The sequence below is a fragment of the Citrobacter sp. wls619 genome (assembly GCF_005281345.1).
Taxonomy (GTDB): Bacteria; Pseudomonadota; Gammaproteobacteria; order Enterobacterales; family Enterobacteriaceae; genus Citrobacter.
In genome coordinates this window covers 37,601-58,298 of sequence record NZ_SZXJ01000064.1, presented here as the reverse complement: position 1 = coordinate 58,298, position 20,698 = coordinate 37,601, and the positions used below count along the sequence as shown (strand labels likewise).

Annotated in this window: 19 protein-coding genes and 4 tRNA genes; 18 read left to right on the top strand and 5 right to left on the bottom strand. The window is 53.3% G+C overall.

The annotated features are described in order from the left end of the window. Positions 1-18: 18 nt before the first annotated feature. The 12 genes from rfbA to FDX19_RS13885 all read left to right on the top strand — a co-directional run bounded on the left by rfbA (position 19) and on the right by FDX19_RS13885 (position 9,310). Positions 19-900, top strand: coding sequence for a glucose-1-phosphate thymidylyltransferase RfbA (rfbA, locus tag FDX19_RS13940; RefSeq protein WP_137383179.1), 882 nt, complete (start codon positions 19-21; stop codon positions 898-900). Beyond that, positions 878-1,555, top strand: coding sequence for a dTDP-4-amino-4,6-dideoxy-D-galactose acyltransferase (rffC, locus tag FDX19_RS13935; protein WP_137383178.1), 678 nt, complete (start codon positions 878-880; stop codon positions 1,553-1,555). Before rfbA ends, rffC begins: the two co-directional genes overlap by 23 nt. Positions 1,556-1,559: 4 nt before the next feature. Continuing rightward, complete coding sequence (rffA, locus tag FDX19_RS13930; protein WP_137383177.1) at positions 1,560-2,690, top strand: dTDP-4-amino-4,6-dideoxygalactose transaminase; 1,131 nt, start codon at positions 1,560-1,562, stop codon at positions 2,688-2,690. Between the two features lies 1 nt (position 2,691). Continuing rightward, complete coding sequence (gene wzxE, locus FDX19_RS13925) at positions 2,692-3,942, top strand: lipid III flippase WzxE (protein ID WP_137383176.1); 1,251 nt, start codon at positions 2,692-2,694, stop codon at positions 3,940-3,942. Further along, the gene (locus FDX19_RS13920; RefSeq protein ID WP_137383175.1) at positions 3,939-5,018 is read left to right on the top strand and encodes a TDP-N-acetylfucosamine:lipid II N-acetylfucosaminyltransferase; all 1,080 of its coding nucleotides are present in this window, start codon (positions 3,939-3,941) and stop codon (positions 5,016-5,018) included. The genes wzxE and FDX19_RS13920 overlap by 4 nt, the downstream gene beginning before the upstream one ends. Next, on the top strand, positions 5,015-6,370 hold the full coding sequence (gene wzyE, locus FDX19_RS13915; protein ID WP_137383174.1) for an ECA oligosaccharide polymerase: 1,356 nt from the start codon (positions 5,015-5,017) through the stop codon (positions 6,368-6,370). The genes FDX19_RS13920 and wzyE overlap by 4 nt, the downstream gene beginning before the upstream one ends. Continuing rightward, positions 6,370-7,110 carry a lipopolysaccharide N-acetylmannosaminouronosyltransferase gene (gene wecG / locus FDX19_RS13910; protein WP_005133328.1) on the top strand — a complete coding sequence of 247 codons (741 nt, stop codon included), beginning with the start codon at positions 6,370-6,372 and terminating at the stop codon, positions 7,108-7,110. The genes wzyE and wecG overlap by 1 nt, the downstream gene beginning before the upstream one ends. 279 nt (positions 7,111-7,389) lie before the next feature. Further along, entirely contained in the window at positions 7,390-8,775 is a 1,386-nt protein-coding gene (locus FDX19_RS13905) for an amino acid permease (protein ID WP_137383173.1), read from the top strand. 102 nt (positions 8,776-8,877) lie between these two features. Continuing rightward, positions 8,878-8,954: transfer RNA gene (locus FDX19_RS13900), tRNA-Arg, on the top strand. 56 nt (positions 8,955-9,010) lie between these two features. Then, a tRNA-His gene (locus FDX19_RS13895) sits at positions 9,011-9,086 on the top strand. 20 nt (positions 9,087-9,106) lie between these two features. Continuing rightward, positions 9,107-9,192: transfer RNA gene (locus FDX19_RS13890), tRNA-Leu, on the top strand. Between the two features lie 41 nt (positions 9,193-9,233). Continuing rightward, a tRNA-Pro gene (locus FDX19_RS13885) sits at positions 9,234-9,310 on the top strand. 424 nt (positions 9,311-9,734) lie between these two features. Here the strand turns inward: FDX19_RS13885 and hemY are convergent. The 4 genes from hemY to hemC are packed head-to-tail and all read right to left on the bottom strand — an operon-like array spanning position 9,735 to position 13,821. Further along, positions 9,735-10,934 carry a protoheme IX biogenesis protein HemY gene (gene hemY, locus FDX19_RS13880; protein ID WP_170974384.1) on the bottom strand — a complete coding sequence of 400 codons (1,200 nt, stop codon included), beginning with the start codon at positions 10,932-10,934 and terminating at the stop codon, positions 9,735-9,737. 2 nt (positions 10,935-10,936) lie between these two features. Continuing rightward, on the bottom strand, positions 10,937-12,121 hold the full coding sequence (hemX, locus tag FDX19_RS13875) for a uroporphyrinogen-III C-methyltransferase (RefSeq protein ID WP_137383171.1): 1,185 nt from the start codon (positions 12,119-12,121) through the stop codon (positions 10,937-10,939). A gap of 21 nt (positions 12,122-12,142) precedes the next feature. After that, positions 12,143-12,883 carry a uroporphyrinogen-III synthase gene (gene hemD / locus FDX19_RS13870; protein ID WP_137383170.1) on the bottom strand — a complete coding sequence of 247 codons (741 nt, stop codon included), beginning with the start codon at positions 12,881-12,883 and terminating at the stop codon, positions 12,143-12,145. Beyond that, positions 12,880-13,821, bottom strand: coding sequence for a hydroxymethylbilane synthase (hemC, locus tag FDX19_RS13865; RefSeq protein WP_137383169.1), 942 nt, complete (start codon positions 13,819-13,821; stop codon positions 12,880-12,882). Before hemC ends, hemD begins: the two co-directional genes overlap by 4 nt. 395 nt (positions 13,822-14,216) lie before the next feature. Here hemC and cyaA point away from each other — a divergent pair, with 395 nt between their 5' ends. After that, positions 14,217-16,763, top strand: a complete 2,547-nt coding sequence (gene cyaA, locus FDX19_RS13860) for a class I adenylate cyclase (protein ID WP_137383196.1) — start codon at positions 14,217-14,219, stop codon at positions 16,761-16,763. Positions 16,764-16,838: 75 nt separating this feature from the next. Here the strand turns inward: cyaA and cyaY are convergent, their stop codons facing one another. Continuing rightward, positions 16,839-17,159: an iron donor protein CyaY gene (cyaY, locus tag FDX19_RS13855; RefSeq protein ID WP_137383168.1), complete on the bottom strand. Its 321-nt coding sequence runs from the start codon at positions 17,157-17,159 to the stop codon at positions 16,839-16,841. Between the two features lie 137 nt (positions 17,160-17,296). On the opposite strand from cyaY, the gene FDX19_RS13850 reads away from it, so the two are divergent. Genes FDX19_RS13850 through yigB form a run of 5 tightly spaced genes read left to right on the top strand, consistent with a single transcriptional unit; the run spans position 17,297 to position 20,680 of the window. Next, complete coding sequence (locus FDX19_RS13850) at positions 17,297-17,500, top strand: lipoprotein (RefSeq protein WP_005133315.1); 204 nt, start codon at positions 17,297-17,299, stop codon at positions 17,498-17,500. Between the two features lie 36 nt (positions 17,501-17,536). Further along, entirely contained in the window at positions 17,537-18,361 is an 825-nt protein-coding gene (gene dapF / locus FDX19_RS13845; protein ID WP_040230073.1) for a diaminopimelate epimerase, read from the top strand. Continuing rightward, positions 18,358-19,065: a DUF484 domain-containing protein gene (locus tag FDX19_RS13840; RefSeq protein ID WP_137383167.1), complete on the top strand. Its 708-nt coding sequence runs from the start codon at positions 18,358-18,360 to the stop codon at positions 19,063-19,065. The genes dapF and FDX19_RS13840 overlap by 4 nt, the downstream gene beginning before the upstream one ends. Further along, positions 19,062-19,964 (top strand): tyrosine recombinase XerC, encoded by a 903-nt coding sequence (xerC, locus tag FDX19_RS13835; protein ID WP_137383166.1) that lies wholly within the window; start codon positions 19,062-19,064, stop codon positions 19,962-19,964. Before FDX19_RS13840 ends, xerC begins: the two co-directional genes overlap by 4 nt. Then, positions 19,964-20,680, top strand: a complete 717-nt coding sequence (yigB, locus tag FDX19_RS13830) for a 5-amino-6-(5-phospho-D-ribitylamino)uracil phosphatase YigB (protein ID WP_137383165.1) — start codon at positions 19,964-19,966, stop codon at positions 20,678-20,680. The genes xerC and yigB overlap by 1 nt, the downstream gene beginning before the upstream one ends. Positions 20,681-20,698: the final 18 nt, after the last annotated feature.

Genomic DNA, 20,698 nt, shown 5'->3' with positions numbered 1-20,698 from the left:
GCCCGGAGGAGGGATCATATGAAAGGTATCATTCTGGCAGGTGGCTCAGGTACTCGCCTGTACCCCATTACGCGCGGTGTATCGAAGCAGCTATTGCCTATTTACGATAAGCCCATGATCTATTACCCGCTATCGGTACTGATGCTGGCGGGAATTCGCGAGATCCTGATTATTACCACACCGGAAGATAAAGGGTATTTCCAGCGTTTGCTGGGAGATGGCTCTGAGTTCGGTATTGATTTGCACTATGCAGAGCAGCCCAGTCCGGATGGTTTAGCACAGGCGTTCATTATTGGTGAAGCGTTCCTTAACGGCGAACCGTCATGTCTGGTGCTTGGGGACAATATCTTCTTTGGCCAGGGATTTAGTCCAAAACTACGCCACGTCGCTGCCAGAACGCAAGGTGCGACGGTATTTGGCTATCAGGTGATGGATCCTGAGCGTTTCGGTGTGGTGGAGTTCGATGACAATTTTCGGGCAGTCTCGCTGGAAGAGAAGCCGAAAGAACCAAAATCAAACTGGGCGGTGACAGGACTCTATTTCTACGACAGTAAGGTCGTGGAATACGCAAAGCGCGTGAAACCTTCTGAGCGTGGGGAACTGGAAATTACCTCCATTAACCAGATGTACCTTGACGATGGCAATCTGACCGTTGAGCTGCTTGGCCGTGGCTTTGCCTGGCTGGATACCGGTACGCACGACAGTCTGATTGAAGCGAGCACGTTTGTGCAGACGGTAGAGAAACGTCAGGGCTTTAAAATCGCCTGCCTGGAAGAGATAGCATGGCGCAATGGCTGGCTGGATGATGACGGTGTAAGACGTGCCGCCAGTTCTCTGGCCAAGACAGGCTACGGCCAATATTTGCTGGAGCTTCTTCGTGCCCGTCCGCGCCAGTATTGAGTCTCTGGATTGGGAAAATACGTTCTTTGGCGTGAATAGCGCCATCGTACGGTTTGACCCGCACGCACCGTTCCTGACAGCAGACGTTTTACAGCGCTGGGAACGGGTGCAGGCAAAAATTCCTGCTGCAAATACGTATGAATTAGATGCTTTACAGCAGTTGGGCTTTTCACTGGTCGAAGGTGAGATGGACTTTGTTCTGCCGGTTACGTGCGCCCGTGAAAATCCCGGCGCACAGGTGGCGCAAGCTGCGGATATTCCGCTGCTGCGTCGACTGGCCGGAGAGGCGTTCGCCCAAAGTCGTTTCCGCGCACCGTGGTATCCCGTGGAGGCCAGTGCGCGTTTTTATGCACAGTGGATAGAAAACGCTGTGCTGGGCACGTTCGATCATCAGTGCCTCATTTTTCGCACACAGACAGGTGGGATTCGCGGTTATGTCTCACTACGTGACGTCAATGATACTGATGCACGTATTGGCTTACTGGCTGGTCGTGGTGCGGGTGCCGAACTCATGCAGGCTGCGCTTTGCTGGGCGCAGGCTCGCGGTAAAACAACATTGCGGGTGGCGACCCAGATGGGCAACACCGCCGCGCTTAAACGTTATATACAGAGCGGTGCCAATGTGGAAAGCACCGCGTACTGGTTATACAGGTGACAAAATGATTCCATTTAACGCACCGCCGGTGGTGGGAACCGAGCTTGAATACATGCAGTCAGCGATGAGCAGCGGCAAGCTGTGTGGCGATGGTGGTTTTACCCGTCGTTGCCAGCAATGGCTGGAGCAGCATTTTGGCAGTGAGAAAGTGCTGCTGACGCCTTCCTGTACCGCATCACTGGAGATGGCGGCATTATTGCTGGACATCCAGCCCGGCGATGAAGTCATCATGCCCAGTTATACATTCGTTTCTACCGCGAACGCATTCGTGCTGCGTGGCGCAAAAATCGTCTTTGTCGATATCCACCCGGATACCATGAACATTGATGAAACGCTGATTGAAGCGGCGATTACCGAGAAAACCCGCGCTATTGTGCCGGTGCACTACGCCGGGGTTGCCTGTGAAATGGATACCATTATGGCGTTGGCGTCACAGTACAACCTGTTCGTGGTGGAAGATGCTGCTCAGGGCGTCATGTCGACCTACAAAGGCCGTGCGCTGGGGACCATTGGGCATATTGGCTGCTTTAGCTTCCATGAGACCAAAAACTATACCGCAGGCGGCGAAGGCGGGGCGACGCTGATCAACGACCGTAAATTAATTGAACGTGCAGAAATCATCCGTGAAAAGGGGACGAATCGCAGTCAATTTTTCCGCGGTCAGGTTGATAAATATACCTGGCGTGATATTGGCTCCAGTTATTTGATGTCCGATCTCCAGGCTGCCTATCTGTGGGCGCAACTGGAAGCGGCGGAGCGTATTAATCATCAGCGCCTGGTGCTGTGGCAGAATTATTATGATGCCCTCGAACCGCTGGCGCGTGCCGGGCGTATTGATTTGCCCGTCATCCCGGAAGGTTGTGCACAGAACGCTCATATGTTTTATATCAAGCTGCGCGATATTGACGATCGCACGGCGTTGATTAACTTCCTGAAAGAAGCCGAAATTATGGCGGTATTCCATTATATTCCGCTGCATGATTGTCCGGCTGGCGATAAATTTGGCGTGTTTTCCGGGGTCGATCGTTACACCACCAAAGAGAGTGAACGTCTGCTGCGTCTGCCGCTGTTTTACAACCTGTCGCCGGTTAACCAGCGCACAGTGATTACGACCTTACTCAACTACTTCTCCTGATATGTCACTGGCTAAAGCGTCCTTGTGGACGGCTACCAGTACGCTGGTAAAAATTGGTGCGGGTTTGTTGGTGGTAAAACTGCTGGCGGTCTCTTTCGGCCCTGCGGGTGTGGGCCAGGCGGGAAACTTCCGTCAGATGGTCACCGTGCTTGGCGTGTTGGCGGGCGCTGGGATTTTCAACGGTGTCACGAAATACGTTGCGCAGCACCATGATGACCCGGCGCGGTTGCGTCAGGTGGTGGGGACTTCATCCGCAATGGTGTTGGGATTCTCTACGCTGATGGCGGCGATTTTTCTGCTGGCGGCCGCGCCAATCAGCCAGGGATTGTTTGGTCATACGCATTTTCAGGGGTTGGTACGCCTGGTTGCGCTGGTACAGATGGGAATTGCCTGGGCAAACCTGTTACTGGCGTTGATGAAAGGGTTCCGCGATGCCGCAGGTAATGCGCTATCGCTGATTATTGGTAGCCTGGTCGGCGTCGTGGCCTACTACGGCTGCTATCGGTTGGGCGGATACGAAGGTGCCTTGCTGGGCCTGGCGCTGGTACCTGCGTTGGTCGTTATCCCTGCCGCTATTATGCTGATTAAGCGCGGGGCGATCCCCCTGCATTACCTGAAGCCCTCGTGGGACAACGGCCTGGCAGGGAAACTCAGCAAGTTTACGTTGATGGCGCTGATTACCTCCGTAACGTTGCCAGTGGCATACGTGATGATGCGAAACCTATTGGCGGCGCAGTACAGCTGGGATGACGTGGGGATCTGGCAGGGGGTGAGCAGTATCTCTGATGCGTACCTGCAATTTATTACCGCTTCATTCAGTGTGTATCTGCTGCCAACGCTGTCTCGCCTGACTGAAAAGCGCGACATCACGCGTGAAGTGATCAAGTCGCTGAAATTTGTATTGCCGGCAGTTGCCGCCGCGAGTTTTACCGTCTGGCTGTTACGTGATTTTGCTATCTGGCTGCTTTTCTCCGCTAAATTCACCGCCATGCGTGATTTGTTTGCCTGGCAACTGGTGGGGGATGTACTGAAAGTGGGTGCCTACGTATTTGGCTATCTGGTGATCGCGAAGGCCTCGCTGCGGTTTTATATTCTGGCCGAAATTAGCCAGTTCATTTTGTTGACGGCATTTGCCCACTGGTTGATCCCCGCGCACGGTGCTCTGGGCGCGGCACAGGCTTATATGGCAACGTACATCGTCTATTTTTCTCTTTGTTGTGGCGTGTTTTTACTCTGGCGTAGGCGGGTATGACTGTACTGATTCACGTTCTGGGATCGGATATCCCTCACCATAATCAAACCGTGCTGCGGTTCTTCAACGACGCGTTGGCTGCAACAAGCGAGCACGCGCGCGTGTTTATGGTTGCCGGTCAGGATACGGGATTTAGCGAGAGCTGCCCGGCATTATCACTGCGTTTCTACGGCGGAAAAAAGGCGCTGGCTGAAGCCGTTATCGCCAAAGCTAAGATGGATCGCCAGCAGCGTTTCTTCTTTCACGGGCAGTTCAATACTAGCCTGTGGCTGGCATTGCTGAGCGGGGGGATTAAACCTGAGCAGTTTTACTGGCATATTTGGGGTGCCGATCTGTATGAAGTCTCCAGTGGGCTGAAATTCCGTCTGTTTTACCCGATTCGTCGAATGGCGCAAAACCGCGTGGGTTGTGTCTTTGCCACGCGAGGCGATCTGAGCTATTTCGCTGAGCTGCATCCGCGTGTACGCGGGGAATTGCTCTATTTCCCAACCCGTATGGATCCGTCGCTGAACAATATGAGCAATGAGCGCCAGCGAAGCGGGAAAATGACGATCCTGGTCGGAAACTCTGGCGATCGCAGTAATGAGCATGTAGCCGCGCTACGCGCTGTTCATCAGCAGTTTGGTGATACGGTGAACGTGATTGTGCCAATGGGTTACCCGGCAAATAATGCAGGCTATATTGATGAAGTGCGCCAGGCGGGTCTGGCGTTATTTAGCGCCGATAATCTGCAAATTCTCAGTGAAAAGCTGGAGTTTGATGACTATCTGGCGCTACTGCGTCAGTGCGATCTGGGTTACTTTATTTTTGCCCGTCAACAGGGGATTGGCACATTGTGTCTGCTGATTCAGGCGGGGATCCCGTGCGTGCTCAACCGTGAAAACCCATTCTGGCAGGATATGGCAGAGCAAAACATCCCGGTTCTGTTTACGACAGATGTACTCAATGAAGGCATCGTACGCGAGGCGCAGCGCCAGCTGGCATCGGTTGATAAAAGTGCAATTACTTTCTTTAGCCCGAATTATCTGCAACCGTGGCATAACGCGCTGCGCATTGCCTCAGGAGAAACCGTATGAGTCTGATGCAATTCAGCGGTCTGCTGGTGGTGTGGCTGCTCTCAACTTTGTTTATCGCCACGCTGACCTGGTTTGAATTCCGACGCGTGCGGTTTAACTTCAATGTTTTCTTCTCATTGCTGTTTTTATTGACCTTTTTCTTTGGTTTTCCGTTGACCAGCGTGCTGGTATTTCGCTTTGATGTGGCGGTGGCCCCGCCGGAAATTCTGCTGCAGGCGTTGCTGTCCGCTGCCTGCTTCTACGCAGTGTACTATGTGACCTACAAAACACGCCTGCGGAAACGGAGCCCGGAGAGAACGCGCAAACCGCTGTTTACCATCAATCGCGTTGAAGCCCATTTGACCTGGATTATCCTGATGGCGATTGCGCTGGTGAGCGTGGGCATTTTCTTTATGCACAACGGTTTCCTGCTGTTCAGGCTGCAATCCTATAGCCAGATTTTCTCCAGTGAAGTCTCCGGGGTGGCTCTGAAACGCTTCTTCTACTTCTTCATTCCGGCGATGCTGGTGGTCTACTTCCTGCGTCAGGACAGCAAAGCGTGGCTGTTCTTCCTGGTGAGTACCGTTGCATTTGGGTTGCTGACGTACATGATTGTTGGCGGAACCCGCGCCAATATTATTATCGCGTTTGCCATTTTCCTGTTTATCGGCATTATTCGCGGCTGGATTTCGCTGTGGATGCTGGCTGCCGCGGGGGTACTGGGTATTGTCGGGATGTTCTGGCTGGCGCTGAAGCGCTACGGGATGAACGTCAGCGGTGATGAGGCGTTCTATACTTTCCTGTACCTCACGCGCGATACCTTCTCGCCGTGGGAGAATTTGGCGCTATTGCTGCAAAATTACCACAATATTGAGTTTCAGGGGCTGGCGCCGATCGTCCGTGATTTCTACGTCTTTATACCGTCCTGGCTGTGGCCGGGCCGACCGAGCATTGTGCTCAATTCCGCGAACTATTTTACCTGGGAAGTGCTGAACAACCACTCGGGCCTGGCTATCTCCCCGACGCTGATTGGTTCGCTGGTGGTGATGGGCGGTGCCTTGTTTATACCGTTAGGTGCGATTGTGGTCGGCCTAATTATTAAATGGTTCGACTGGTTGTATGAATTAGGTAACCGGGAAACTAATCGCTATAAGTCAGCGATTTTGCATAGTTTCTGTTTCGGCGCCATTTTTAATATGATCGTTTTGGCACGTGAAGGGTTAGATTCGTTTGTCTCGCGAGTGGTCTTTTTCCTCGTGATTTTCGGCGTCTGTCTGTTGGTGGCAAAATTGTTGTACTGGCTGTTTGATAGTGCGGGACTCATCCATAAACGAATAAAGTCGGTGCCCCGGACACAGGTTGAAGGATCGTAATGACAGATAACACAACTGCGCCGCTGTATTCACTGCGCGGATTAGAACTGATTGGCTGGCGCGATATGCAGCATGCGCTGAATTACCTGTTTGCTGAGGGACGCCTCAGGCAGGGGACGCTGGTAGCAATTAACGCCGAGAAAATGTTGACTGCGGAGGATAACCCAGAGGTTCGGACGTTGATCGAGGCCGCTGAGTTTAAATATGCGGATGGGATCAGCGTGGTGCGTTCCGTGTGCAAAAAATTCCCGCAGGCGCAGGTATCACGTGTGGCGGGGGCCGATCTCTGGGAAGCGCTGATGGCTCGCGCCGGGAAGGAAGGAACGCCCGTATTCCTTGTTGGCGGTAAGCCTGATGTTCTGACACAAACAGAGGCAAAATTGCGCGCACAATGGCACGTCAATATTGTTGGCAGTCAGGACGGCTATTTTACCGCCGATCAGCGTCAGGCGCTGTTTGAGCGTATTCATGCCAGCGGCGCACAGCTTGTTACCGTGGCGATGGGGTCGCCGAAACAAGAAATTTTTATGCGCGATTGTCGCCAGGTCCATCCACATGCGCTGTATATGGGCGTGGGTGGCACCTACGATGTGTTTACCGGCCACGTAAAGCGTGCGCCCAAATTCTGGCAGAGCCTGGGATTGGAGTGGCTGTATCGCTTGCTGCTGCAACCGAGTCGTATCACCCGCCAACTTCGTTTATTACGTTATCTCCGCTGGCACTATACCGGCAATCTCTGACATCACCTCTGCGTTGTTCAGTAGCGCGTTATGCTAAACGCGCTACTTATTCACAACATAATCGCTGCTTTCTCGCACAATCTATTCATTTTTTGAATGCTTTAATTGCCATTTAGGCGATTTTAAGAAACCATTCGCAACAATCATTGCAGTGCCGTGGTGTTTTTGGCGCCAACCGTAAAGCGGTCGGTGCTGAATGGCCTGTTATGGCAAAAAAACGATGTACCCATAACGATAACCGGTAATACCGGAAACAATGCAAACACGACAAGAGGATCTATGGCAGAGAATAAATCTGAGCTACAGCGTGGGCTGGAGGCTCGTCATATCGAATTGATAGCCCTTGGGGGGACCATTGGTGTCGGACTGTTTATGGGGGCTGCCAGTACCCTGAAATGGGCGGGACCGTCGGTTTTGCTGGCGTATATCGTCGCTGGGCTGTTTGTCTTTTTCATCATGCGCTCTATGGGTGAGATGCTGTTCCTGGAGCCGGTCACCGGCTCATTCGCCGTTTACGCTCACCGTTATATGAGCCCCTTCTTTGGCTATCTTACCGCATGGTCATATTGGTTCATGTGGATGGCGGTGGGGATCTCGGAGATTACCGCTATTGGGGTCTACGTGCAGTTCTGGTTCCCGGAAATGGCGCAATGGATACCCGCGTTGATTGCGGTGGGCCTGGTGGCGCTGGCAAACCTGGCAGCAGTTCGCTTGTATGGTGAAATCGAATTCTGGTTTGCCATGATTAAAGTGACCACCATCATTGTGATGATTGTCATTGGCGTAGGGGTTATTTTCTTCGGCTTTGGTAACGGTGGTCAGGCGATTGGCTTTGGCAATTTGACCGAACATGGCGGCTTCTTCGCGGGTGGCTGGAAAGGGTTCCTGACAGCGCTGTGTATTGTGGTTGCTTCCTATCAGGGCGTGGAGCTGATCGGCATCACGGCAGGTGAAGCTAAAAACCCGCAGGTCACGCTACGTAGCGCAGTAGGTAAGGTCCTGTGGCGTATCCTGATTTTCTACGTGGGGGCGATTTTTGTTATCGTCACTATCTTCCCGTGGAATGAGATTGGCAGTAACGGCAGCCCGTTCGTTCTCACTTTTGCCAGGATTGGTATTACGGCAGCCGCTGGGATTATCAACTTTGTGGTCCTGACGGCCGCGCTGTCTGGCTGTAACAGCGGGATGTACAGCTGTGGTCGTATGCTCTATGCGCTGGCAAAGAATCGCCAGTTGCCTGCCGCCGTCGGAAAAGTCTCTCGTCACGGCGTGCCGGTCGCTGGCGTGGCGATCTCTATCGCCATCTTGCTGATTGGCTCGTGCCTGAACTACATCATTCCCAATCCGCAGCGGGTGTTCGTTTATGTCTATAGCGCCAGCGTGCTGCCGGGCATGGTGCCGTGGTTTGTTATCCTGATTAGCCAGTTGCGTTTCCGTCAGGCCCATAAGGAAGCGATAGCCAGCCATCCGTTCCGTTCCATTCTGTTCCCGTGGGCGAATTATTTGACGATGGCATTCCTGATTTGCGTATTAATTGGGATGTACTTTAATGAAGATACCCGGATGTCGCTTTTTGTTGGCATTGGTTTCTTGCTGGCAGTAACGCTCATTTATAAGGTTTTTGGCCTGAATCGCCATGGTGTAGCCCAAAAACTGGAGGAATAAGCGACAAAACGCACAAAGCGTGACCAAACGATAATTTATTTTAAAAAAGCACTAGACAGCAGACCGAGACCTCCGTAATATCCAGCCCCGCAACGGCGCTAAGCGCCCGTAGCTCAGCTGGATAGAGCGCTGCCCTCCGGAGGCAGAGGTCTCAGGTTCGAATCCTGTCGGGCGCACCATTAAGTTAGGTGCCGGAGCTGCGGTGGTTTTAATACCGCGTAAAAGATTTGCAGTGGTGGCTATAGCTCAGTTGGTAGAGCCCTGGATTGTGATTCCAGTTGTCGTGGGTTCGAATCCCATTAGCCACCCCATTAATTTAAAGTTGTGAAATGCGAAGGTGGCGGAATTGGTAGACGCGCTAGCTTCAGGTGTTAGTGTCCTTAGGATGTGGGGGTTCGAGTCCCCCCCCTCGCACCACGACTTAAAGAATTGAACTAAAAATTCAAAAAGCAGTAAAACGGCGAGTAGCGCAGCTTGGTAGCGCAACTGGTTTGGGACCAGTGGGTCGGAGGTTCGAATCCTCTCTCGCCGACCAATTTTGAACCCCGCTTCGGCGGGGTTTTTTGTTTTCTGTTCCTCACTTTTGTACCTCTTCTCCCCCAAATGTCATGAAGTCCTAAAAAGCCGCAATCCCTGGTTTTTACAGTGCAATCACCGCATACGCTGTGTAATAATATGCGGGTAGATGCTCATTCCATCTCTTATGTTCGCCATCAGGTCTCATAAACTCAGGAATGATGCAGAGCCGTTTACGGTGCTTATCGTCCACTGACAGATGTCGCTTTAGCTTCATCAAACACCATGGACATAACGTTGAGTGAAGCACCCATTTATGTTGTCATACAGACCTGTTTAGCGCCTGCTCCTTACCGAGCGGGCGTTTTTTTATGCATATCCGTCCGGAATGATTTTGTGTAGATGATTGCCCGGCAGGCGAAGCGCCACCGGGCAAGAGGGAATTACTGCGGGGGATTGTTGTTCTGCAAGGTCAACATCAGGCCATCACGACGCATTGTTGCAGCCTCTTCCGGCTGATGCAGTCTGTCCAGCGCGTCAGCAAGCCAGGCGTAGTCGTATGCATCCGGGCGTTGTTTAAGCGCGGCACGGAAGGCGAGCGTAGCTTCCTGCCATTCACCGTGCTTCATCAATGACTGACCAAGCGTACTCCACAGCAGTGGGCGGTCGCCCACCACTTTAATTTGCTGGCGCAGTACTTTTTCAATCTGTTCCGGGTTGTTGGTTTTCAGACGAGGGATCGGCAGCACCAGGCGGTCGTCATACTGACGTTTCAGACCATCGATGATGATTTGCTGTGCCGTATCGTGATCGTCACACTCAATCAGATGTTCTGCCATTGCCACCTGCAGGGCAACCTGATGACGAGTCTTACGGCTCTGGTTTTTCCACCATGCGCGTAATCCCTCGCTGCCCTGATCGGCGCGAACCTGATCCATCAGACCCACCCATGCCTGCTGTTCCAGCATCGCACGGTGTTCTTCGTCACCTACATGCGCTTTCGCCATTGATGGAATGATATCCAGCAAAGAACTCCACGCGCCGGTGCGAATGTAAGCCTGTTCCGCCAGGCGCAAGACTTCCGGATGGCGTGGCGTCACTTCCAGCAGTTTGTCTACGCTGTGGCGTGCGGCATGGTTTTCATTACGGGCCAGCTGCAAACGAACGCGGGCGATTTCGACTGGGATCGTATCATTTCCGGCGAGTTCAGCTGCGCGTTCAAGGTGTTGATTAGCGCGAGCTTCATCACCACGCTGCTGAGCCGCTTCTGCCGCCAGAAGGTAATTCACCACCGGCTGTTCTGCGTGATCGGCATTTTTTGACATCAGCTTTTCAACCTGCTGATAGTCGCCTTCTGCCAGTTTAAGCAGCGCCTGCTCGGTCTGCTTACGCGCACGACGGCGTTTACGCCCCACAAACCAGCCGCGGGTATGCGCACCAGTACGGAATATACGGCGCAGCAGCCACTCAATCGCAAAAAGAATGACCATCGCGACGATCAGAATGATCACCAGACCCGTCACGCTGGTTTCGATGTTGTAGTTATCCGTCTGGATCAGAACATAACCCTGATGACCAGCAATCATCGGACCAACGACGATCCCGGCGATCAACAGTACAAAGAGTAATAATACTTTTAGCATCATTATTCTCCCTGCGGCGCGGTTGCCGGAGCATCTGCCTGAGGTACTGGTGCAGGTGCGGCTTCAGCCGGTGATGTGGATGGCTGGGCCAGCAAATTACGCACGCGAGTCTGCATTAGCTTCTCAAGAATAACCTGGCTCTGCAGTGTTTCCGGTACGTCCATGCTGATGCTTTGCTGGCTCAGCTGATCGACCTCTTCGAGGAACGCTTTTGTCGCCGCATCGTCAGTGTCGTAATAGGCGCGAACCCACGTGGAGACATTTTCCAGCGCCTGGCGGTATGTTTCTTCCTGATGGCGAGGTACGGCTTGCGCCGCCACGAGCAGGCGTGAACGGATGTTCTCACGGAGGTAAACATCCTGGTTTGGCGCCAGTAGCGGGACGGCGGTTTCATCACGACGGCGAATGGTGATAAAGCTGTCCATAAAGTTCTGCCAGCTTTTTTGTAGATTGACGCGCCATTCGCTAATGGAGCTGGAAAGCTCGCTGCTGTCCGAATCCATCGGTGAATCATCGGTATCGTTATCAGCCAGACGCAGGTTATCAATTTGGTTAGCGAGCTGGTTTACCTTGAGGATAATGCCGTCATAGTCGACCTGAGTTACCGCAGAGAGGCTGGCGATATCGTCGGTAATCGCGCGACGAGCGGCAATTAAACTGGGGTCATTCATGTCAGCCAGGCTGGCGTCTGCGCTTTTCAGCAACGCTGCGGCGGTGGTAACGTCCTGATCGCTCCATAATTTACGCCCCGCCAGTTTCACCAGAAAATCGGCCTGCGCCAGCAGCCAGGTTTTGGCATCGCTTCCGGAGATAGTGGCGATTTTTTGCTGAACCTCATCAAGCTGTTTGGCCAGTGCAGTCTGCTGGCGATTGGCTTCATCCAACTGCGTTGCCTGCTGCTTAATAATGCCTTCCAGCTCGGCCTTTTGGGTTTCTTGCGCTTTTTGCAACGCCATGAGCTGGTTTGCCAGCGCATCACTGGTTGCTGTCTGCGTAGTGGCCTGCTGTTTCCCCCAGCCATACAGCCCCACGCCTGCCGCCAGCGCAATAGCAATCGCCACAGCGCTTAGAATCAGTGCGGTACTGTTCTTACTCTTTTTTTCAGTGTTGTTGACTGGCTGTGATGTGGTGTCCACGGCCTCCCTGGTCTCTTCAACCACGGCGGAGGTTTTTTCTTGTTCCGTCATTATGGCATCCCATTATGAGAGTTATTGTAATGCGCGTAGTAGCGCATCGTTGTCGGCGTTATCAGCGACCTTAATATCTTGCCAGCCCAGTTCCCGGGCGAGGTTCGCCAGACGCTCACTGACGACCAGCAGCCGACAGCGTAGTAACCAGTGCTCACGATACCACTGCGGAATAAGCGCCCAGAGCTGCTGTAGCATCTCTCCGCTGGTGACAACCACCGTCTTCACCCCGCGTGATTGCCAGCGCATCGCTTCCTCCGCGCCATCGTAATGTTTTGCACTGCGTTGATAACATTCACAAAAATCGATATCAGCTCCGCGTGCAGTCAGGGTTTCACCTATCAGCTCGCGGCCACCGTTGCCGCGTAATATCAGCGCGCGTTTTCCCGCAATATTTTGTAATTCAGGTAATTGTAGCAAGACTTCGCTAATTTCCCGATCCAACGGATAGTGAATATTGCACCCGCTCACGGTGTGCAACGCCAGCGCCGTTGTACGGCCGATGGCAAAATAGTGCGGGAGAGTGGACCAACTTACCCCTTGCCGCTGAAGTTGAGCATCGGCAAAGGTCACGGCGTGCTGTGAGAGGGCAAAAACCAGATCGTTTTCGGTGAGCGCTGAAAGCCGGGAGGCAAGCGTTGGCAGTTCCCGGCCCGGCGCGAACTCAATAAGCGGAAAGCTCCAGGCCACCTGCCCCAGTGTGCGCAGACGGCTCACTAACTCTTCCCCAGCGGGAGATGGGCGGGTGACCAGAATACTCATGCGGGGGCATCTCCGTTATAAACTTCCGCCAGAATGGCGCGTGCACCGTTTTCCAGCAGCTCTTCTGCCAGAGATATACCCATTTTTTCCGCATCCTGCGCTGCGCCACGACGTTCTCCACATACCATCTGTGAACCATCTGGCGCACCGACTAACGCGCGTAGCCAAATCTCACCGTTGATGAGTTCCGCATAGCTGCCGATAGGAACCTGGCATCCCCCTTCCAGGCGGGTGTTCATGGCACGTTCTGCTTTTACGCGCAGGGCGGTTTCTTCATGGTTGAGTGGCGCTAACAGTGCCTGAGTGCGCTGATCGTCGAGTCGACATTCGATACCCACAGCGCCTTGTCCGACCGCAGGCAGAGACACTTCTGGTGCCAGTGCTGCGCGGATTCGCGACTCCAGCCCTAAGCGTTTTAATCCAGCGACGGCCAGAATAATGGCGTCGTAGTCGCCGTTGTCCAGTTTGCCGAGGCGAGTACCTACGTTGCCGCGCAGCGAGCGGATGATGAGATCCGGGCGCTGTTTTGCCAATTGGCACTGGCGACGTAAGCTGGACGTGCCAACGATGCTACCTGCTGGCAGCTCATCCAGCGTGTTGTATTTATTTGAGACGAAAGCATCACGCGGATCTTCACGCTCGCAAATAGTGACCAGCCCAAGACCCTCAGGAAATTCGACCGGCACATCCTTCATGGAATGCACGGCGATATCTGCGCGTTTTTCCAGCAGTGCGACTTCCAGCTCTTTAACAAACAAACCTTTACCCCCGACTTTTGCCAGTGGGGTATCCAGAATCACGTCGCCACGGGTCACCATGGGAACCAGTTCAACGACCAGACCGGGGTGGTTTGCCATTAAGGCGTCTTTGACATAATGTGCCTGCCAGAGCGCAAGGGGGCTTTGGCGTGTGGCAATTCTCAAAACATTGTCTAACATGCTTGTTACCGTCATTATCAATCATTGACCATCCTAACATCCTTATCAAAGGGATGTCAGCGTTACGCTCAAACGTAAGTGAGAGGAAAAGGCGCTGCATCATCACTGGCAGTGATTAATGACGAGAAACCTCCCGACCGTATGAAGGAATTTACACGTAACGAACGGTGCTACACTTGTATGTAGCGCATCTTTCTTTACGGTCAATGAGCAAGGTGTTAAATTGATCACGTTTTAGACCATTTTTTCGGCTGTACTCCCTAAAAAAATAGGGGTGAAAAAACGGTAACGGTTATTTTTGACATACGGTTTATCCGAATTGCTGAAGACTGTTGATGAGCGCTTGCGCCGCAGCAATCGACAACATGATGGATAGCAACATCAGGCGATACGTCTTGTACCTCTATATTGAGACTCTGAAACAGAGACTGGATGCTATAAATCAACTGCGTGTGGATCGCGCGCTTGCTGCCATGGGACCTGCCTTCCAGCAGGTATACAGTCTGCTGCCGACATTATTGCACTACCACCACCCACTGATGCCGGGTTACCTCGATGGTAACGTTCCCAAGGGCATATGCTTTTACACGCCTGATGAAACCCAACGCCACTACCTGAATGAGCTGGAACTGTACCGCGGTATGTCACCGCAGGACCCTCCAAAGGGCGAACTGCCGATCACCGGCGTTTACTCTATGGGCAGCACCTCTTCCGTAGGGCAAAGCTGTTCCTCTGACCTCGATATCTGGGTCTGCCATCAATCCTGGCTGGATAGCGAAGAGCGGCAGTTGCTGCAACGTAAATGCAGCCTGCTGGAAAGTTGGGCCGCCTCGCTGGGCGTGGAAGTCAGTTTCTTCCTGATTGATGAAAACCGTTTCCGTCACAATGAAAGCGGCAGTCTGGGTGGTGAAGACTGTGGCTCGACGCAGCATATCCTGCTGCTTGATGAATTCTATCGCACCGCTGTGCGCCTCGCAGGTAAACGTATTTTGTGGAATATGGTGCCTGGCGATGAAGAAGAGCATTACGACGATTACGTCATGACGCTCTACGCGCAGGGTGTGTTAACGCCAAACGAATGGCTGGATCTGGGTGGACTCAGTTCGCTTTCCGCCGAAGAGTACTTTGGCGCCAGCCTCTGGCAGTTGTACAAGAGTATCGATTCCCCGTACAAAGCGGTGCTGAAAACGCTGCTGCTGGAGGCCTATTCCTGGGAATACCCCAATCCACGCCTGTTGGCGAAAGATATTAAACAGCGCCTGCACGACGGCGAGATTGTCTCTTTTGGTCTCGACCCATACTGCATGATGCTGGAGCGCGTTACCGAGTACCTCACTGCGATTGAGGACCCAACGCGTCTTGATTTAGTACGTCGATGTTTCTACTTAAAAGTCTGTGAGAAACTGAGCCGTGAACGCGCCTGCGTGGGCTGGCGTCGTGAAGTGTTAAGTCAGTTAGTACAAGAGTGGGGTTGGGATGAAGCCCGCCTGACGATGCTGGATAACCGTGCCAACTGGAAAATTGACCAGGTACGCGAAGCGCACAACGAACTGCTCGACGCAATGATGCAGAGCTATCGTAATTTGATCCGTTTTGCGCGCCGTAACAATCTTAGCGTCAGCGCCAGTCCGCAGGATATTGGCGTGCTGACCCGCAAGCTGTATGCCGCATTTGAAGCCTTGCCCGGCAAAGTGACGCTGGTGAACCCGCAAATCTCACCGGATCTCTCAGAACCCAATCTGACCTTTATCCACGTGCCGCCAGGTCGCGCCAACCGTTCGGGTTGGTATCTCTACAACCGCGCGCCTAACATGGATTCGATCATCAGCCATCAGCCGCTGGAATATAACCGCTATCTCAATAAGCTGGTGGCGTGGGCGTGGTTTAACGGCCTGCTGACATCGCGTACGCATTTGTTTATTAAGGGTAACGGTATTGTCGACTTGCCGAAGCTGCAGGAAATGGTCGCCGATGTCTCGCACCACTTCCCGCTGCGTCTGCCAGCACCAACGCCGAAAGCGTTGTACAGTCCGTGCGAAATTCGCCATCTGGCGATTATCGTCAACCTCGAATATGACCCGACGGCGGCGTTCCGCAATCAGGTCGTGCATTTTGATTTCCGTAAGCTCGATGTCTTCAGCTTTGGCGAAGAGCAAAATTGTCTGGTGGGTAGCGTAGACCTGCTGTATCGCAACTCGTGGAATGAAGTGCGAACCCTGCACTTCAACGGCGAGCAGGCGATGATTGAAGCGTTAAAAACGATTCTGGGCAAAATGCACCAGGATGCCGCGCCGCCGGATAGCGTCGAGGTCTTCTGCTATAGCCAGCATCTGCGCGGTTTAATTCGCACCCGTGTGCAGCAACTGGTGTCTGAGTGTATCGAATTACGCCTCTCCAGCACTCGTCAGGAAACCGGACGCTTCAAAGCGCTGCGCGTTTCCGGGCAGACGTGGGGACTGTTCTTCGAGCGCCTGAACGTTTCGGTACAGAAGCTGGAAAACGCGATTGAATTCTATGGCGCGATTTCACATAACAAACTGCACGGGCTTTCCGTTCAGGTTGAGACTAACCATGTGAAACTGCCGTCGGTGGTAGACGGTTTTGCCAGCGAAGGGATTATTCAGTTCTTTTTCGAAGAAACGGGTGATGAGCAGGGCTTTAATATCTACATTCTGGACGAGAGTAATCGGGCCGAGGTGTATCACCACTGCGAAGGTAGCAAAGAGGAACTGGTACGCGATGTCAGCCGTTTCTACTCATCATCGCACGATCGCTTTACCTACGGCTCCAGCTTCATCAACTTTAACTTGCCGCAGTTCTATCAGATTGTGAAAACAGACGGGCGCGCGCAGGTAATCCCGTTCCGTACCCAGCCAATTAGCGCCGTTCCGCCAGTCAGTCAGGACAGCGAAACGCCGCTGTTACAGCAGTATTTCTCGTGAGTTAACTTGCCCGGATGCGCGACGCTTACCGGGCCAAAGTAGGCCGGATAAGCGAAGCGCATCCGGCACTAAAACTTAACGGAAACTTACCTCTTCACCCGCTTGTTGCGTTGCCGCCTGTTCCAGCAGATCCCAGAAGGTTTCACCGCTGCGGTCGCAAACCCACTCGTCGCCTTTCAGGTCAAAATGGTAACCGCCCTGTTTAGTGGCCAACCATACCTGGTGCAGCGGCTCCTGACGGTTAATGATAATTTTGCTGCCATTTTCGAAGCTGATGGTCAGTACGCCACCGTTGATCTCACAATCGATATCGCTGTCGCCGTCCCAGTCGTCCAGACGCTCTTCAATGGTCATCCACAGGGTGTCGGCAAGGCGATGAAATTCACTGTCGTTCATTTTTTTATCCTGTTTTTCGTGATGGCCGCAGTATAACGCGGAATAAATCACGTTGCAGTTTTTAGCCAAACTCTTGCTTTTACGCCTTCTCCTGCGATGATAGAAAACAGAAAGCATGAACTTACAGGCAATCCATAATGAAAAACGTGTTTCAGGCACTCGCTGTACTTTTTACACTGTTCAGCCTGACGGGCTGTGGTCTGAAGGGACCTCTCTATTTCCCGCCAGCAGACAAAAACGCGCCGCCTCCGACGAAGAGCATTCAGTCGCCAGCACAATCTACGACGCCGGATAAAAACGATCGTGGAATCAGTGATGGGCCTTCTCAGGTGAATTACTGACGGTAAGTTTCTGTACCCGCGTGAACGGAGTAAACAATGCAATTCTCTAAAATGCATGGCCTTGGCAACGATTTTATGGTCGTCGACGCGGTAACGCAGAATGTCTTTTTCTCACCCGAGCTGATCCGTCGCTTGTCTGACCGGCATCTGGGTGTTGGGTTCGATCAACTGCTGGTCGTCGAGCCGCCGTACGATCCGGAGCTGGATTTCCATTACCGCATTTTTAATGCTGATGGCAGCGAAGTCTCGCAGTGTGGCAATGGCGCTCGTTGCTTTGCCCGTTTTGTGCGCCTGAAAGGGTTGACGAATAAGCGTGATATTCGTGTCAGTACCGCGAATGGCCGCATGGTATTAAGCGTAACGGACGATGAGCTGGTGCGGGTCAACATGGGGGAACCCAACTTCGAACCCTCGCAGGTCCCTTTTCGTGCCAATAAAGCAGAGAAGACCTATATTATGCGAGTGGCCGAGCAGACAGTATTGTGCGGCGTGGTTTCAATGGGGAATCCGCATTGCGTGATTCAGGTTGATGATGTTGATACGGCCACGGTGGAAACACTGGGACCGGTTCTGGAAAGCCATGAACGCTTCCCTGAACGCGCCAATATCGGCTTTATGCAAGTGGTCAAGCGTGAGCATATCCGACTGCGTGTTTATGAGCGTGGCGCGGGTGAAACGCAGGCTTGCGGCAGCGGCGCGTGTGCGGCTGTCGCTGTCGGTATTCAGCAGGGCCTGCTGGCAGATGAAGTGAGGGTGGAATTACCGGGCGGTCGACTTGATATCGCCTGGAAAGGTCCGGGTCATCCGTTATATATGACTGGCCCGGCGGCACATGTCTACGACGGATTTATTCACTTATGAAGCAACCAGGGGAAGAACTACAGGAAACGCTCATGGAACTGGACGACCGGGCGGTCGTCGATTATCTGCAACGTAATCCTGAGTTTTTTATCCGTAATGCTCAAGCGGTTGAAGCGATGCGCGTCCCGCATCCGGTGCGGGGCACGGTCTCTTTAGTTGAATGGCATATGGCGCGGGCGCGCAATCATATCAACGTGCTGGAAGAGAACATGGCGTTGTTGATGGAACAAGCGAATGCCAACGAAAGCCTGTTCTATCGACTGTTAAATCTGCAAGGACGACTGGTGTCCGCGAACAGTCTCGACGACATGCTGATGCGACTTCATCGCTGGGCGCGTGAGTTAGGGCTGGCGGGAGCGACGGTTCGTCTGTTTCCGGATCGCTGGCGACTTGGCGCGCCCTCGAAATTCACCCATCTGGCATTAAGCCGCCAGGCTTTCGAACCGCTGCGCATTCAGCGTCTGGGTCAGTCACAGCACTACCTTGGACCACTCCACGGCCCGGAATTGTTAGTCATGATGCCGGAAGCGAAAGCCATCGGCTCGGTGGCAATGTCGATGTTGGGGCCAGATGGCTCTCTTGGTGTCATGTTGTTCAGTAGCCGTGATGCCAATCATTACCAGCAGGGGCAGGGCACGCAGTTATTGCAGGAAATCTCGCTGATGTTGCCGGAACTGCTGGAGCGTTGGATTGAACGCGTATGACCGATTCACCCCTTTCTCAGGATGTGGCGCGCTTTTTGCGCTATCTGGGCGTTGAGCGCCAGCTTAGCCCGATCACATTGCTAAATTATCAGCGTCAGCTTGATGCCATCATTGCGTTAGCCGGTGAAACCGGTCTGCAAAGCTGGCAGCAGTGTGACGCTTCGATGGTGCGTAGTTTTGCCGTACGCAGCCGACGTAAAGGTCTGGGGCCGGCGAGTCTGGCGTTGCGCCTGTCTGCACTGCGCAGTTTCTTCGACTGGATGGTTAATCAGGGCGAGCTGAACGCTAATCCGGCAAAAAGTGTTTCCGCGCCGAAAGCGCCGCGCCATTTACCCAAAAATATCGACGTTGATGATGTTAATCGCCTGCTGGATATCGATCTCAACGATCCCCTCGCCGTGCGAGACCGGGCGATGTTGGAAGTGATGTACGGTGCAGGGCTGCGTCTGTCTGAACTGGTGGGGCTGGATATTAAACATCTCGATCTTGATACTGGCGAAGTATGGGTGATGGGCAAGGGCAGTAAAGAACGCCGTCTGCCGATTGGCCGCAATGCGGTGGCGTGGATTGAGCACTGGTTGGATCTGCGCGGACTGTTTGGCAGCGATGACGATGCGCTGTTCCTGTCAAAACTGGGCAAACGTATCTCGGCGCGCAATGTGCAGAAACGCTTTGCGGAATGGGGTATCAAGCAGGGGCTGAACAGCCACGTACATCCCCACAAATTGCGCCACTCTTTTGCGACGCATATGCTGGAGTCGAGCGGCGATCTGCGCGGAGTGCAGGAGTTATTGGGCCATGCCAATCTCTCCACGACCCAAATCTATACCCATCTTGACTTTCAACACCTGGCTTCAGTGTACGATGCGGCGCATCCACGCGCCAAACGGGGGAAATAATGCGTTTTTACCGGCCTTTGGGGCGCATTTCTGCGCTCACCTTTGACCTTGATGATACCCTTTACGATAACCGTCCCGTTATCACACGCACCGAGCAGGAAGCGCTCGCGTTTGTACAGAACTACCATCCCGCGCTGCGTGCGTTGCAAAATAGCGACCTGCAGCGCTTACGCCAGGCCGTTCGCGACGCCGAGCCGGAAATCTACCACGATGTTACCCAATGGCGTCACCGCGCCGTAGAGCGCGCTATGCTGGAGGCGGGGTTGTCAGAGGCAGAAGCCAGAATGGGGGCGAACGCGGCGATGATGAATTTTGCCAAATGGCGTAGCCGTATTGATGTCCCACAGGCGACGCATGACACGCTGAAGGCGCTGGCCCGTAAATGGCCGCTGGTGGCGATCACCAACGGTAATGCGCAACCGGAGCTGTTCGGCCTGGGTGATTATTTTGAGTTTGTGCTGCGCGCGGGTCCGGATGGGCGATCAAAACCGTTCAGCGACATGTACTCGCTGGCCGCGGAAAAACTGAATCTGCCTGTGGGGGAAATCCTGCATGTGGGTGATGATCTGACGACAGACGTTGCCGGTGCCATTCGTTGCGGCATGCAGGTTTGCTGGATCAAACCGGAAAATGCCGACCTGATGCAAACCGCTGACAGCCGTTTACTTCCGCATATTGAAATTTCACAGTTGGCATCTCTGACCTCGCTGATATAATCACCAACAACTCTGTAT